The sequence below is a fragment of the Pseudomonas koreensis genome (genome assembly GCF_036668835.1).
GTDB classification, from domain to species: domain Bacteria; phylum Pseudomonadota; class Gammaproteobacteria; order Pseudomonadales; family Pseudomonadaceae; genus Aquipseudomonas; species Aquipseudomonas koreensis_I.
This window is the reverse complement of record NZ_JAZEVW010000004.1, coordinates 229,518-243,614: the sequence shown is the minus strand read 5'-3', so window position 1 is coordinate 243,614 and position 14,097 is coordinate 229,518. Positions and strand designations below refer to the sequence as shown.

Sequence of the window (14,097 nt, the reverse complement as noted above, 5' to 3'; positions counted from 1 at the left end):
ATGTCCGGTTCGATCCTCTATATCCACGGTTTCAACAGTGCGCCGGCCTCGAAAAAGGCCTGTCAGCTGGTGACGGTGATGGAGCGGCTGGGTTTGAGCGAGCAGCTGCGGGTGCCGGCCCTGCATCATCATCCGCGCGAAGCCATCGGTCAGTTGCAGCAAGCGATTGCCGAACTCGGCCGGCCGCTGCTGGTGGGAAGTTCGCTCGGCGGCTACTATGCCACTCACCTGGCCGCGCGCCATGGCCTGAAAGCCTTGCTGGTCAACCCGGCGGTCAGCCCGCACCGGATGTTCGACGGCTATCTGGGCCCGCAGAAAAACCTGTATACCGATGAAACCTGGGATCTGACCCACGACCACGTCGCGGCGCTGGCCGAACTTGAAGTGCCAGCACCGCAGGATGCGCAGCGCTATCAGGTCTGGTTGCAAACCGGCGACGAAACGCTGGATTATCGCCTCGCCCAGCAGTATTACCGCGCCTGTGCCCTGCGCATCCAGGCCGGTGGCGATCACAGTTTCCAGGGCTTTGCCGGGCAATTGCCGGCATTGCTGAGTTTTGCCGGCATTGGCGCCGATACGTATCAGGCAATCGATTTCACCGCACTGTGAAGTCTTGCCCCTATTCAATGAATGACTGACGACGAGACCCTATGGCCACTCCCAGCGCTAGCTCCTATAACGCCGACGCCATCGAAGTCCTCTCGGGCCTCGACCCGGTGCGCAAACGCCCCGGCATGTACACCGACACCAGTCGGCCGAACCACCTCGCCCAGGAAGTCATCGACAACAGCGTCGACGAAGCCCTGGCCGGCCACGCCCGATCGGTCCAGGTCATCCTGCACGCCGACCACTCGCTGGAAGTCAGCGACGACGGCCGTGGCATGCCGGTCGACATCCATCCGGAAGAGGGCGTGTCAGGCGTCGAACTGATCCTCACCAAGCTGCACGCGGGCGGCAAGTTTTCCAACAAGAACTACCAGTTTTCCGGCGGTCTGCACGGGGTGGGTATTTCCGTGGTCAACGCGCTGTCGACCGAAGTGCGCGTGCGGGTCAAACGTGACGGCAATGAATACCAGATGACCTTCAAGGATGGCTTCAAGGCCTCCGAGCTGGAAATCGTCGGCACCGTCGGCAAGCGCAATACCGGCACCAGCGTGTACTTCGCGCCGGACCCGAAATACTTCGATTCATCGAAATTCTCCATCAGCCGCCTCAAGCATGTGCTCAAGGCCAAGGCTGTGCTGTGCCCGGGCTTGTTGGTCAGCTTCGAAGACAAAGGCACCGGTGAAAAAGTCGAGTGGCATTACGAAGACGGCCTGCGCTCGTATCTGGTCGACGCGGTCAGCGAATTCGAACGCCTGCCGAACGAGCCGTTCTGCGGCGCGTTCGCCGGCAATAAAGAGGCGGTCGACTGGGCGCTGTTGTGGCTCCCGGAAGGTGGCGACGCGGTGCAGGAAAGCTACGTCAACCTGATTCCGACGGCGCAGGGCGGTACCCACGTCAATGGTTTGCGCCAGGGCCTGCTCGATGCGATGCGCGAATTCTGCGAATTCCGCAGCTTGCTGCCGCGAGGCGTGAAGCTGGCGCCGGAAGACGTCTGGGAGCGCATCGCTTTCGTCCTGTCGATGAAAATGCAGGAACCGCAATTCTCCGGCCAGACCAAAGAGCGTTTGTCGTCGCGTGAAGCCGCGGCGTTCGTCTCCGGGGTGGTCAAGGACGCGTTCAGCCTGTGGCTCAACGCCAACCCGGAAACCGGTCTGGCCCTGGCCGAGCTGGCGATCAACAACGCTGGCCGTCGTCTGAAAGCGAGCAAGAAGGTCGAGCGCAAACGCGTCACCCAAGGCCCGGCATTGCCAGGCAAACTGGCGGATTGCGCCGGGCAGGACCCGATGCGTTCCGAGCTGTTTCTGGTCGAAGGTGATTCCGCTGGCGGTTCCGCCAAGCAAGCGCGCGACAAGGAATTCCAGGCGATCCTGCCCTTGCGCGGCAAGATCCTCAACACCTGGGAAGTCGACGGCAGCGAAGTGCTCGCCAGCCAGGAAGTGCACAACATCGCCGTGGCCATTGGCGTCGATCCGGGCGCGGCGGACATGAGCCAGCTGCGCTACGGCAAAATCTGCATCCTTGCCGACGCCGACTCCGACGGCCTGCACATCGCCACGCTGCTCTGCGCGTTGTTCGTCCAGCACTTCCGCCCGTTGGTCGATGCCGGTCACGTCTATGTAGCGATGCCGCCGTTGTACCGCATCGACCTGGGCAAGGAAATCTACTACGCCCTCGACGAGGCCGAGCGCGACGGCATTCTTGATCGTCTGGTCGCTGAGAAGAAGCGCGGCAAGCCGCAGGTCACCCGATTCAAGGGTCTGGGTGAAATGAACCCGCCGCAACTGCGCGAAACCACCATGGACCCGAACACCCGGCGCCTGGTGCAATTGACGCTCGGCGAAGATTTCGCCGAAACCTCGGAAATGATGGACATGCTGCTGGCGAAAAAACGCGCCGGCGACCGTAAATCCTGGCTCGAATCCAAAGGCAACCTCGCCGAGGTGCTGGCCTGATGCGTTGTGGCTTGGCCCTGGCGTGTGCGTTGCTGCTGAGTGCGATGAGCGTGTCGGCCGAGCCGTTGCAGGAACTGCGCGTGCTGTCCGAGCATGCCGTTGAAGGCATGCGCGGTGGCAATCTGTCGGGGCTGGCGATGTGCGGCGACGCACTGTGGGCGGTATCGGATCGCGATGACGATCAGATCTACCGACTCGATACCACCGCTCAGGTCTGGCAGGCCGAAGCCATGCGCATCGACGTGCCGCTGGTGCCGGATACCGGTTTGCCATGGGGCTTGCGCTCGCGCAACTGGGCGGCGTCGTTCGTGCGCGGTGGCGACCTGGATTTTGAAGGCATCAGCTGCGACCGCGCGGGCAATCGCTACCTGGTCAGCGAAGGCCATGCGGCGGTCCTGCAGGTGCCCCTCATTGGCCCCGCCAACTGGCTGAAAATTTCACCGATGATGGTGCGTGAAGCGCGGGCCAGCGGCATGCTGCTGCATTTCAATGCGATTTTCGAAGGCTTGGCAATCAACCCGGCGGGCGATCAGATGTGGCTCGCCGCCGAACGTCAAAGCCGTGGCTTGCTGTTGATCAAGCGCCAGCAGGCGGTGTGGGATTGCGAGGGTCGCTGCGTGCTGCTCAGCGAGGGCGGCAAAGAGATGCAGCCGCCGCAGTTCCCCCATGCCAGAGCGGTGGATCGCGATTTTTCCGATATTGCGTTGTTCAACGGCAAGCTGTTCACCCTTGAGCGCAACGCGTTCCAGATCTGTCGTCGCGATGCGCTGACGGCCAAGGTCGAGCAGTGCTGGTCGTATGCCGCCGAACTGTTGCAAGCCAATCGCCGTTACGCGCAGAACTACGGACTCGAAGAAGCGCTGATCATTGATGCCGATGGTGCCTGGGTGGGCGTCGACAATAATTTCGGTCCGCGTGCAGACGGTGAGGTCCGCCCGATCGTCTGGCGTTTCGCCGCGCCAGACGGCGGTTGGGGTGCCCGGCCATGAGCCAGCAGCCACCGGGCAAACGCGCCGGGCGGGTGCTGATGGTGCTCGCCTGGTGCGCGGCGCTGTTTCTGGCCACGCGTTTTTTCGGCCAGTGGGAACAGCGCCAGCAGAATCCGAACATCGTCGTCACGTCCGAGCAGGGCGAAGGGTTTATCGAAGTGAAACTGGCGAGCAATGCTCAAGGGCATTTCGTCGCCAGCGGGCAGATCAACGGCGAGCCGGTGGAGTTCATGCTCGATACCGGGGCGACCGACGTGTCGATCCCGGCGGATCTGGCCAAGCGTTTGAAGCTCGAAGAAGGTTTCGGTGTGACCCTGAGCACGGCCAATGGCCTCAGCCAGGGCTACCGAACCAAAATTGCCCGCCTGCAACTGGGCGACATCGTTTTGCGCGACGTTCGCGCACTGGTGGCGCCGGGGCTGCATGGCGATCAGGTGCTGCTCGGCATGAGCGCCCTGAACAGACTTGAATTTACTCAGCGCGGTGGCACCATGCTGCTGCGCCAGACAACGAACCGATGAGGCCCGCATGAGCGACATCCTTGCAGACAGCTTAGACGGCGTAGAACGCCGGTCGCTGGCTGACTTCACCGAAAATGCCTACCTCAACTACTCGATGTACGTGATCATGGACCGCGCGCTGCCGCATATCGGCGACGGCCTGAAACCGGTGCAGCGGCGTATCGTCTACGCCATGAGCGAGCTGGGGCTGGATGCCGATTCCAAGCACAAGAAGTCGGCGCGTACCGTCGGTGACGTGCTCGGCAAGTTCCACCCGCACGGTGACTCGGCGTGCTACGAAGCGATGGTGCTGATGGCCCAGCCGTTCAGCTATCGCTACACGCTGGTCGACGGCCAGGGTAACTGGGGCGCACCGGACGATCCGAAGTCCTTCGCCGCCATGCGTTACACCGAAGCGCGGCTGTCGCGCTATTCCGAAGTGCTGCTCAGCGAGCTGGGCCAGGGCACTGCCGACTGGGGCCCGAACTTCGACGGCACCCTGCAGGAACCGCTGGTGCTGCCGGCGCGCCTGCCGAACATTCTGCTCAACGGCACCACGGGTATCGCCGTGGGCATGGCCACCGACGTACCGCCGCACAACCTGCGCGAAGTCGCCACCGCCTGCGTGCGCCTGCTCGATGAGCCGAAAGCCACGGTCGAACAGCTCTGCGAGCATATTCAGGGCCCGGATTATCCGACCGAAGCGGAAATCATCACGCCGCGTGCCGACCTGCTGAAAATGTACGAAACCGGCAAGGGCTCGGTGCGCATGCGCGCCGTGTACCACGTCGAGGACGGCGACATTATCGTCACCGCGCTGCCGCATCAGGTCTCCGGTGCCAAAGTGCTGGAGCAGATCGCCGCGCTGATGCAGGCGAAACCGTCGAAAGCGCCGCAGATCGCTGACTTGCGTGATGAGTCCGACCACGAAAATCCATGCCGCATCGTGATCATCCCGGTCAACAGCCGCGTTGATCACGACGCGCTGATGCAGCACTTGTTCGCCAGTACCGAGCTGGAGTCGACCTACCGGGTCAACGTCAACATCATCGGTCTGGACGGCAAGCCGCAGCTGAAAAACCTGCGCGCGTTGCTGGTCGAGTGGCTGGAATTCCGCGTACTCACCGTGCGTCGTCGCCTGCAATTTCGCCTCGACAAGGTCGAGCGCCGCCTGCACCTGTTGGACGGTTTGCTCATCGCTTACCTCAACCTGGATGAAGTGATCCACATCATCCGTACCGAGGAGCACCCCAAGGCCAAACTGATCGAGCGCTTCGCCCTCAGCGAAATCCAGGCGGACTACATTCTCGATACCCGTTTGCGTCAGTTGGCGCGACTGGAAGAGATGAAGCTGCGCGACGAGCAGGACGAACTGCTCAAGGAGCAAGCCAAACTGCAAGCGCTGCTCGGCAGCGAAGCCAAGCTGAAGAAGCTGGTGCGTACCGAGCTGTTGAAAGACGCCGAGACCTACGGCGATGATCGTCGCTCGCCGATCGTCGAGCGCGCTGAAGCCAAGGCGCTGACCGAGCACGATCTGCTGCCGAACGAGAAAGTCACCGTGGTGCTGTCGGAAAAAGGCTGGGTGCGTTCGGCCAAGGGCCACGACATCGATGCTACGGGTCTGTCGTACAAGGCCGGTGACGGCTTCAAGACTTCTGCAGCCGGGCGCTCCAACCAGTTTGCGGTGTTTATCGACTCCACAGGCCGCAGCTATTCAGTCGCCGCGCACACCTTGCCGTCGGCCCGTGGTCAGGGCGAACCATTGACCGGTCGTCTGACGCCGCCGCCGGGTGCCTCGTTCGAATGCGTGCTGATGCCTGAAGACGACGCGTTGTACGTGATCGCCTCCGACGCCGGCTACGGCTTCGTGGTCAAGGGTGAAGACCTGCAAGCCAAGAACAAGGCCGGCAAGGCTTTGTTAAGTCTGCCGAACAACGCCAAGGTCATCGCCCCGCGTTCCGTCGCCGACCGTGAACAAAACTGGCTGGCGTCGGTCACGACCGAAGGTCGCCTGCTGATCTTCAAAATCAGCGATCTGCCACAATTGGGTAAGGGTAAAGGCAACAAGATCATCGGTATCTCCGGTGAACGCGTCGCCAGTCGCGAGGAATACGTGACAGACATCGCCGTCCTTCCGGAAGGCGCCACTCTGGTGTTGCAGGCTGGCAAACGCACCCTGTCACTGAAGGCCGATGACCTCGAACACTACAAAGGTGAGCGTGGTCGCCGCGGAAATAAACTCCCGAGGGGCTTTCAAAGGGTCGATGCGCTGCTCGTCGAAAACCTCAATTAGGCGAGAATGCCCTCCTAGAGCGCTCGATCTGCGATTAAACACGTGGATCGACACTTTGGCGCTGGAGTCGGAACGCATATTCACGGATGATATGGCCTTTCAAGCGCCGGCGTGGCCGAGCGTTCTTCATATTTATTGAGTACTTTCACTGTGGTCAGCCTTGTGGCGGCCACCTGGACGGGATGATGATTGCTCTGCGCCTTCCTCTTTTTTTGTTGCTCGCCGGCGTTCTTGGCCTGGCGGGTTGCAGCGTACACCAGCCGGTGTCGCTGTATCAGCTGGACAGCGGAAGTCCGGCTCAGCCTGCGCAAAGCGCAGGCATGGCGGTTTTGCTGGGGCCGGTAGTCGTAGCGGACTACCTGCAACGAGAGACTTTGCTGCAGCGCCAGCCCGACGGCAGCCTGCAGGCGGCGACGGACGGTCGCTGGGCCGGCAGCCTTTCGTCGGATATCGACCAGTTGCTGATGCGTCAGGTCGCCGGTCATCTGGACAGCCAGCGTGTGGTGCTGGCTCCGGCGACGACCGGTTTTACTCCGGATGTACAAGTGCTGCTGACCATCACGCGTCTGGATTCCGGTGCGAAGCAACCGGCGATTCTCGATGCGCAGTGGCGCTTGATCGACCGTCGCGGTCAGGTGCGCGATAACCGCATTGTTCATCTGCAGGAGCTGCATGCCGGCAGTACCGCTTCGCAGGTGCAGGCGCAGGGCATCCTGTTGCAGCGTCTGGCCGAGCAGTTGTCGGTGGCGCTCAAGCCGTTGGCCAATCAGCCACCGGTGGCCGAGGCGCCGCGTAAGCGGGACGCCAAGCCGGCAGCCCCGGCCGCGGAAACCGAAAAGCAGCCGAAGATTCCGATGGCCTCGCCGATTCGTACGGATATGGAAGTGTTTCGCTTCTAAGCCTGTTTCGAGTCAGAACAGAGCCCGCCTTGTGCGGGCTTTGTTGTGTCTGGGGTTCTGCGTGAAAGATCGAAAGCCCCTCACCCTAGCCCTCCCGAAACGTCGGACCGCCCGGAGGGAGAGGGGACTGACCGAGCTGTCTGGCGTCTTACATCGACCTGAGAGATCTTGGCGATTATGGATTTACAGCCAAACGTTCATGTCGATGTAATTCTCGAATATCCCCCAATCGGTCTTCTCTCCCTCTGGGAGAGGGCTAGGGTGAGGGGTTTTTAGGGGATGAACGCGACCTCATTAACACCGCACACAAAAAAGCCCGCAGACAATCCCTCATCTGCGGGCTTTCATTTTTCAGGCCTAAGGCTTAAGCCCGACGCTCATGCATCCGCGCCAGTTGCCGCTCGAGCATCGACGGATACGGCTCCATCAACCGCTCCACGCAGCATGCGCCTTCGGGGCTGGCGATCGGGCGAATCCGTGCACGCTGGCGAATCAGCGCATCGTCACTGATCTTGCGCTCGACCAGCAGCAGGTTGCGGCTGTGTTGCGACAGCGCCAGGGCATCCTGCGCCGAATCGGTCAGCAACAGGTCGATCTGGCTCAGGCCAAACAACTCATCGCCCAGCGTCAGGCCCAGCTGCAATTGCAGGGTGATGCCGCTGTCCGCCACCTCGATCTGCAACTGATGACCCAGTGCGCGCAGCAGTTCACCGCAGCAGATCGCGTTGGTCAGGTAATCGTCACCGCAATCTTCGGTGTGAAACAACATCAGCGTGCTGCCATCGTTGAGCGTTTCGATCTCGCCCTGATACAGCGAAGCGGCCTGCTCGAGGCAATCGCGATAGCGCTCCTGCAATTCTTCAAGACGCGCACGCGGCAACCGCCGCAGTTGCTCTTGCGAGCCGAGCTGCACGGCCAGAACGGCGGTGTGCTGCGGCACGCTCGGCGTGGGCTTGCGCACGAGCGGTTGCGTCGCGTCGTCGAGCGATTCGTCGCGCAGATCGGCAAACGCATCATCGTCCTCATCGTCCTCGATGGTGCTGACCAGATGGCGCGGTGCAGGCTTTTGAGCGGCCATCGGGCGGGTTTCGTCGAAGCTTGGGTCGCGCAGATTGCGCACCTCGAATTCGGGTTCGTCTTCTTCGTCTTCGAACACGGGCGCAGGTTCCGGCGCGGGCTCCGGGGCGTAGCTGGCGTGCAGCTGCCGCGCCAGATCGCCGATTTCATCCTGACGATCGATCCCCGGCGTGTGTTCGTCGATCCGCCGCAGCCATACGCGCAACTGCAGCAATGGTGTCGACAGATGCCGGCCCATGCGCAAGCTCAGGGCCAGCGACAGCGCCAGCAGAATACCGCTGAGAATGCCCATGCTTTGCAGGCTGATGGTCATCGGCTGCTGGAACTGGTCCATGTCCAGGCTGATGCGCAGTTGCCCGGCAGTCACGTCCTGGAAGGTGATCTTGCTCTCGTACAACCCTTCGGCTTCGCCGAGCAGGCTGTGCTTGGGGCGCTGACCGGATTCGGCGAGGATGCGGTTATCCACGCTGTAGATCGCCGCATGGGCCACCAGTTTGTTCTTGGTCAGGTTGTTCAGCAGCACATTGAGGCTGAGGATGTCGTTGGACACCAACAGCTCAGTGGCCGAAGTCGCGGTCTGCGTGGTCAGGCTTTCGCCCAGCGCATCGGCCTGCTGGTGCATGGCCTGCTTGAATTGCAGGCCCATCACGCCGGCATAGATCACCAGGGCCAGAGCGACCAGGATCACGTTATGGCTGGCAATGCGCAATGCAATCGGTACACGGCGGTGGCGCAGTGCACGGAAGATCAGCAGGAAGAAGTTATCGGTTTTAACAGGCGTGGGCCGGTTCACTGAGCTCGGCTCTTTGTCCGTGAAGTTGACGCGCAGTATAGCGACAGGCCCCAGACCGGCAAAGCGCTGGCGGTGCCCGATGGTCACTGAAAGTGCGTAGAATGCGGTTTTTTTCCAGTTGCGGGGGTGCGCGTTGCGCGAAATCGTCCTGATTAACATCACGGGAGTCGACCGACCGGGTCTGACGGCAGCCATTACCGGTGTTCTGGCCCAAGGTGGGGTGAACATTCTCGACATCGGTCAGGCGGTGATCCACGACACCCTGTCGTTCGGCATCCTGGTTGAAATCCCCGACTCCGAGCAAGGCAAAGCCGTGCTCAAGGACATTCTGTTCAAAGGCTACGAGCTCGACCAGCAGGTGCGCTTCACCCCGGTGTCCGAAGCGGATTACCAGCAATGGGTGGGCAATCAGGGCAAAAAACGCCACATCGTCACGCTGTTGACCCGCAAGGTCACCGCCGAACAATTGCAGGCGGTCAGTTCGATCACCGCCAGATATGGCTTGAATATCGACCATATCGACCGTTTGTCGGGACGTATGGCACTGGACACCCCGGCCGATCAGGGCAAGGGCTGCATCGAGTTTTCCGTGCGCGGTGAGGCAGCCGACCCGCAAGCGCTGCGTGCCGAGTTCCTCAGCGTTGCTCAGGAATTGAACGTCGACATCGCTTTCCAGGAAGATTCGCTGTTCCGCCGCAACCGGCGTCTGGCCGTGTTCGACATGGACTCGACGCTGATCGAAGCCGAGGTGATCGACGAGTTGGCCAAGGCTGCCGGCGTCGGTGACCGCGTCTCGGAAATCACCGAACGCGCCATGGCCGGCGAACTGGATTTCCGCGCCAGCTTCAAGGAGCGTCTGGCTCTGCTCAAAGGTCTGGACGTCAGCGTGCTCGACTCGATCGGCGCTTCGTTGCGCCTGACCGAAGGCGCGGAAACGCTGTTCGCCGAACTCAAGCGGCTGGGTTACAAAACGGCCATTCTGTCCGGCGGCTTTACCTACTTCGCCAAGCAACTGCAGGCCAGACTCGGCATCGACTACGTGTTCGCCAACGAACTGGAAGTGGTCGACGGCAAGTGCACCGGCGTGGCAATCGAACCGATTGTCGATGCCCAGCGCAAGGCTGATCTGCTAAGAGAATTGGCGCACAAGGAAGGTTTGCGTCTGGAGCAGACCATTGCCGTGGGCGACGGCGCGAATGACCTGCCGATGCTGGCAATTGCCGGTTTGGGCGTGGCGTTCCGCGCCAAGCCGCTGGTCAAGCAATCGGCGAAGCAGGCGATCTCGACGCTTGGTCTGGATGGTGTGCTGTATCTGCTGGGCTTCCGCGATCGTGATGGGCAGGTCTGAGATTTTCATTGCTTGAGCTGGCCTCTTCGCGAGCAGGCTCGCTCCCACATTGGAATGAGGCTCCTTTGGGCGCGAGCCTGCTCGCGAAGGCAGCGCCGCGGTCTAAAGTGACTTCCACAACGAATCAAAATCCTCTTCGCTACCGCCATTCTGCGCAGCCTCCAGCGAGCGATAGGCGAACTGGTTAAAGCTGTGCGTACTCGCCACGCGTCGGTCCAGCCCGGCGCGATGTTCTTCGCCCTGGGTGTTGATCAACACTTTCTGACCTTCCTGGAATGGCAGCCGCGGCGTGAGCAAGGTTGCCGGCAAGTCGATTGCGCTGATCTCCGGCAATAGCAAGCCGCGCAGATACTGGCTGTGGTCATCCTTTGAACGTACCAGTTGCAAGCCGCAGGGCTGGGCATGCGGCGCCACCAGTTCGATGCCCATCTGCGTGCCGCTCCCGCGCACCTGGCGTATCCAGCGAATCACCGCGATGCTCCAGCCCTGGCCGGCGCTGTCCTGAATGCCGAGCATTTCCCCTGCCTGCAATTCGGCAGGGATTTCATTCGGCCATGCCAGGCAATAACCGCCGGGGCTGTGATTGATCACGGGCAGGGCGTAGGTGGGATAATCGGCGGTGGCTTCGCTGCCCTCGTCTTCGATCAATTGGTCGTATTGGATTTCTTCGTAGGGCAGATACTCATCGTTGCTTTGTGGCGCCGCGTCGTACGCCTGGCTCCAGCTGTCCTTTTCGCCTTTGGCGACCACCTGGCTGAAATTCGCCGGGCGCGCCCCGGGGTGCTTGAGTAATTCGCTGAAGGTGCGTCCGCCACCGAGGTAGAAGTGCAGGGCGCTCATGCCCACGCACACGGTGAGGTTGCCTTGGCCGGCGGTGCGTTGGAAGCTGCGCTCGGCAGTCTGGCCCCAGGTGGCGTGCAAATGTTGCAGGGTATCGAGGCTCAGGCCTGTGGGAATCGGCAGCGTCACGGCCGACTGCTGATTCAGATGCGCCTCGATGGCAGCCACCAGCGGTTGTGGATCGAAGCTGAGCAGGCTGCTGCGTTGCTCGCTGCGAAACATGCTGCGATAACGCGGGCCGACATCCAGTTCGGCGCTGATTGCAAACAGGCCTGTGTCTGGCCCGGCGGGCTGCAACTTGAGCAGGGTGCTCCATGGCTCCAACGCTTCGCCCAACCGCGCAATCTGGTTCTGCCGCAACTGATTGCAACGAGCGCTGCCCAACAGCAGCGCGGCGATGTAGGTCTGTTCCTGGCTCAGTTCAGGTGTGAGGCTGGCCAAATCGTCGTGCACGCGTCGATGTTGCAGTTGCAGTTCAACCGCGTTGCGATACAGCTGATGCAGTTCGAACCACAGTTGCTCCGGCGGCGCGCTGTACAGCTGGGTGGCGCGCAGCAGTTGGCCTTTCAAGGCATGCGTGGCCCGTTGCAGGGCGGTGCTGACCAGTGCCGCGCGCTCCTTGCGGTACTTCGGCGCAATGCGCAGGACGATCTGTATATAGCCGATCGCCAGATGGCCTTGCAGGGCCTGGCACAGATTGCTGATCTTGCGCGAACGCTCGTCGAGCATGATCGCCTGATGCAAAAAGTGCCGCTCCAGATGCTGACAGACGAAATACACCTCGGGTCGCAGCAGTTCGAGCAGGGCGAGGCGGTTGTCGCTGGGCGTGAGCAGTTGGTTGAGTTCGCCAAGCCCCTGATACAACTGGCGTGCGGTTTCGCCGACGTTGGCTTTGGGCAGGCCGGCGATCCAGCGCTTGAGGTCGCGCGGGCTCGCTTCGCAAAAAGACAGGCGCGGCTGACTGGGAGTCGGGGCACGCAACGGGAATGCGGAATGGGTCTGGCTCATGCCAAAAACCATAGCAGCAAATCGCGCAGTGTGGGAGCAACACTGTGCTGCCCCCGCTGCGCTCCAATCAGGCTTTTGGCAGTGCCAGGCCTTGGCCCATCTGCACTGGCGAACCGGCCACCAGCTCTTCAGCCCACTTCACTTGATCCGGGCCAAACAGCACGATCGCCGTCGAACCGAGCTTGAAGCGCCCCAGTTCAGCACCTTTTTCCAGATGAATCGGCGCGCGGGCGGCTTCGTCATAGCGGAAGGTTTTCAGCTCGCGCTTCGGCGGCGTGACCAGGCCGGCCCAGACGGTTTCGATCGATGCGACGATCATCGCGCCGACCAGAACGACGGCCATCGGCCCGCGTTCGGTGTCGAAAATGCACGCTACCCGCTCGTTGCGGGCGAACAGTTCCGGGACGTTTTCGGCAGTGGTCTGATTCACCGAAAAGATCCGCCCCGGAATGTAGACCATTTCACGCAGAGTGCCGGCCAGTGGCATGTGCACGCGATGGTAATCCTTCGGCGACAGGTAAATGGTGGCGAAGTCGCCGCCCATGAACGGCGCTGCATTGGCCGCGTCACCGCCGAGCAATTCGAGCACGCTGAAGCTGTGGCCCTTGGCCTGGAACACGCGACCGTGCTCGATCGGGCCGAGCTGACTGACCGCGCCGTCGGCCGGACTGAGAATCGCGCCCGGGGTTGGGTCCAGCGGACGCGCGCCATCTTTCAGGGCGCGGGTGAAGAAGGCGTTGAAGTGCTCGTACGCGGTCAGGTCTTCGACCAGCGCTTGCGACATGTCCACCTGGTAGCGCTTTGCGAACCATTGGGTGAAGGCATTCTTGAACCAGCGCACGCGGCACTCGGCAATGCAGCCAGCCAGACGCGACAGCAGGTGATGCGGCAGCAGGTACTGGCTGAGGATAAACAGACGCTCTTTCATTGATTTTCCTTGGAAGCTTGAATCTCGACGGGCGTGTCAGGGTGGTTGCCCCATTCGCCCCAGGAACCGGCGTAGCCCTTGACCCGCGGATAACCGAGGGATTTGGCCACCAGATAAGTAAAGCCCGACCGGTGATGGGTCTGGCAGTGGGTAATGATTTCTTTGTCTTTGCTGATGCCGAGCTGTTCGAGGATCTGCGGCATGTCAGTGCGGATGCGCAACTGGCGCGCCTTGTCCATGCCAGCGGTCCATTCGAAATTGACCGCACCGGGAATGTGTCCGCCTTTGGCCGCGAGAACTTTTTCACCGGAATACTCCAGCGGGCCGCGTGCATCCCAGATCGCCAGATCGGCGGCGCCGAGGCGGCTTTGCAGGTATTCACGAGTGGCCGTCGGCCCTTCGTGCAGGGTCAGCGCCACCGGGCCACCGACGGCTGGCGGTACCTGAATCGACATCGGCAGACCTTCCGCCAGCCAGGCCGGCAGGCCACCGTCCATATAGTGGTATTTGTCGTGGCCGATGACATCGAGCAGCCAGATGAAGCGCCCGGCCCAGCCGCCGCCCTCGTCGTCATACACCACATAAACCGCATCCGGGCGATGCCCCAGTTCACCGAACAGCGCTTGCAGATCGGCTTTCGCCGGCAGCAGGCCCGGTGCCGGGGGCTGGCCAAGCTGGGTGCGTTTCGGGTCGACAAAACGTGCGCCGGGCAGGTGACCCTCGGTGTAGCGCGCAGGGCTGGTCAGGTCCACCAGAATCAGTTCCGGGGACTCGAGTCGCGGGAGCAGGTCGCTCGGCTCGATGACGAGCCCCAAGCCAGAGAAGTCAGACATGCGAGGTCTCCAGAGCACAAAGGGGAGGATT

11 protein-coding genes are annotated in these 14,097 nt (G+C 61.8%); 7 read left to right on the top strand and 4 right to left on the bottom strand.

Going from position 1 to position 14,097, the window contains the following annotated elements; all coding sequences use genetic code 11:
• From V6F91_RS13840 to V6F91_RS13815, 6 genes are all read left to right on the top strand, one after another.
• Positions 1-609 (top strand): YqiA/YcfP family alpha/beta fold hydrolase, encoded by a 609-nt coding sequence (locus V6F91_RS13840; RefSeq protein ID WP_332765285.1) that lies wholly within the window; start codon positions 1-3, stop codon positions 607-609.
• Between the two features lie 41 nt (positions 610-650).
• Entirely contained in the window at positions 651-2,558 is a 1,908-nt protein-coding gene (parE, locus tag V6F91_RS13835; RefSeq protein ID WP_332765283.1) for a DNA topoisomerase IV subunit B, read from the top strand.
• A complete protein-coding gene (locus tag V6F91_RS13830; RefSeq protein ID WP_332765281.1) occupies positions 2,558-3,547 on the top strand; it encodes an esterase-like activity of phytase family protein in 990 nt (329 codons plus the stop codon). Before parE ends, V6F91_RS13830 begins: the two co-directional genes overlap by 1 nt.
• On the top strand, positions 3,544-4,068 hold the full coding sequence (locus V6F91_RS13825; RefSeq protein ID WP_093105455.1) for a retropepsin-like aspartic protease family protein: 525 nt from the start codon (positions 3,544-3,546) through the stop codon (positions 4,066-4,068). The genes V6F91_RS13830 and V6F91_RS13825 overlap by 4 nt, the downstream gene beginning before the upstream one ends.
• 7 nt (positions 4,069-4,075) lie before the next feature.
• Entirely contained in the window at positions 4,076-6,340 is a 2,265-nt protein-coding gene (gene parC / locus V6F91_RS13820; RefSeq protein WP_332765279.1) for a DNA topoisomerase IV subunit A, read from the top strand.
• A gap of 185 nt (positions 6,341-6,525) precedes the next feature.
• On the top strand, positions 6,526-7,239 hold the full coding sequence (locus V6F91_RS13815) for a PqiC family protein (RefSeq protein ID WP_332765277.1): 714 nt from the start codon (positions 6,526-6,528) through the stop codon (positions 7,237-7,239).
• A gap of 364 nt (positions 7,240-7,603) precedes the next feature.
• On the opposite strand, the gene V6F91_RS13810 is transcribed toward V6F91_RS13815, so the two are convergent.
• A complete protein-coding gene (locus V6F91_RS13810) occupies positions 7,604-9,109 on the bottom strand; it encodes an AhpA/YtjB family protein (RefSeq protein WP_332765275.1) in 1,506 nt (501 codons plus the stop codon).
• Between the two features lie 133 nt (positions 9,110-9,242).
• On the opposite strand from V6F91_RS13810, the gene serB reads away from it, so the two are divergent.
• A complete protein-coding gene (gene serB / locus V6F91_RS13805; protein ID WP_332765273.1) occupies positions 9,243-10,457 on the top strand; it encodes a phosphoserine phosphatase SerB in 1,215 nt (404 codons plus the stop codon).
• Between the two features lie 102 nt (positions 10,458-10,559).
• Here the strand turns inward: serB and V6F91_RS13800 are convergent, their stop codons facing one another.
• From V6F91_RS13800 to V6F91_RS13790, 3 genes are all read right to left on the bottom strand, one after another.
• Positions 10,560-12,305 carry a molecular chaperone gene (locus V6F91_RS13800; RefSeq protein WP_332765271.1) on the bottom strand — a complete coding sequence of 582 codons (1,746 nt, stop codon included), beginning with the start codon at positions 12,303-12,305 and terminating at the stop codon, positions 10,560-10,562.
• Positions 12,306-12,372: 67 nt separating this feature from the next.
• Positions 12,373-13,233, bottom strand: coding sequence for an archaetidylserine decarboxylase (asd, locus tag V6F91_RS13795; protein WP_332765269.1), 861 nt, complete (start codon positions 13,231-13,233; stop codon positions 12,373-12,375).
• A complete protein-coding gene (locus V6F91_RS13790) occupies positions 13,230-14,066 on the bottom strand; it encodes a rhodanese-like domain-containing protein (protein WP_332765267.1) in 837 nt (278 codons plus the stop codon). The genes asd and V6F91_RS13790 overlap by 4 nt, the downstream gene beginning before the upstream one ends.
• Positions 14,067-14,097: the final 31 nt, after the last annotated feature.

What these genes read in the sequence shown, in the direction of transcription:
- V6F91_RS13825 (WP_093105455.1), top strand. Translation starts at nt 3,544, where the DNA reads ATGAGCCAGCAGCCACCGGGCAAACGCGCCGGGCGGGTGCTGATGGTG.
- V6F91_RS13815 (WP_332765277.1), top strand. Translation starts at nt 6,526, where the DNA reads ATGATTGCTCTGCGCCTTCCTCTTTTTTTGTTGCTCGCCGGCGTTCTT.
- V6F91_RS13840 (WP_332765285.1), top strand. Translation starts at nt 1, where the DNA reads ATGTCCGGTTCGATCCTCTATATCCACGGTTTCAACAGTGCGCCGGCC.
- parC (WP_332765279.1), top strand. Translation starts at nt 4,076, where the DNA reads ATGAGCGACATCCTTGCAGACAGCTTAGACGGCGTAGAACGCCGGTCG.
- parE (WP_332765283.1), top strand. Translation starts at nt 651, where the DNA reads ATGGCCACTCCCAGCGCTAGCTCCTATAACGCCGACGCCATCGAAGTC.
- V6F91_RS13790 (WP_332765267.1), bottom strand. Translation starts at nt 14,066, where the DNA reads ATGTCTGACTTCTCTGGCTTGGGGCTCGTCATCGAGCCGAGCGACCTG.
- V6F91_RS13800 (WP_332765271.1), bottom strand. Translation starts at nt 12,305, where the DNA reads ATGAGCCAGACCCATTCCGCATTCCCGTTGCGTGCCCCGACTCCCAGT.
- asd (WP_332765269.1), bottom strand. Translation starts at nt 13,233, where the DNA reads ATGAAAGAGCGTCTGTTTATCCTCAGCCAGTACCTGCTGCCGCATCAC.
- V6F91_RS13830 (WP_332765281.1), top strand. Translation starts at nt 2,558, where the DNA reads ATGCGTTGTGGCTTGGCCCTGGCGTGTGCGTTGCTGCTGAGTGCGATG.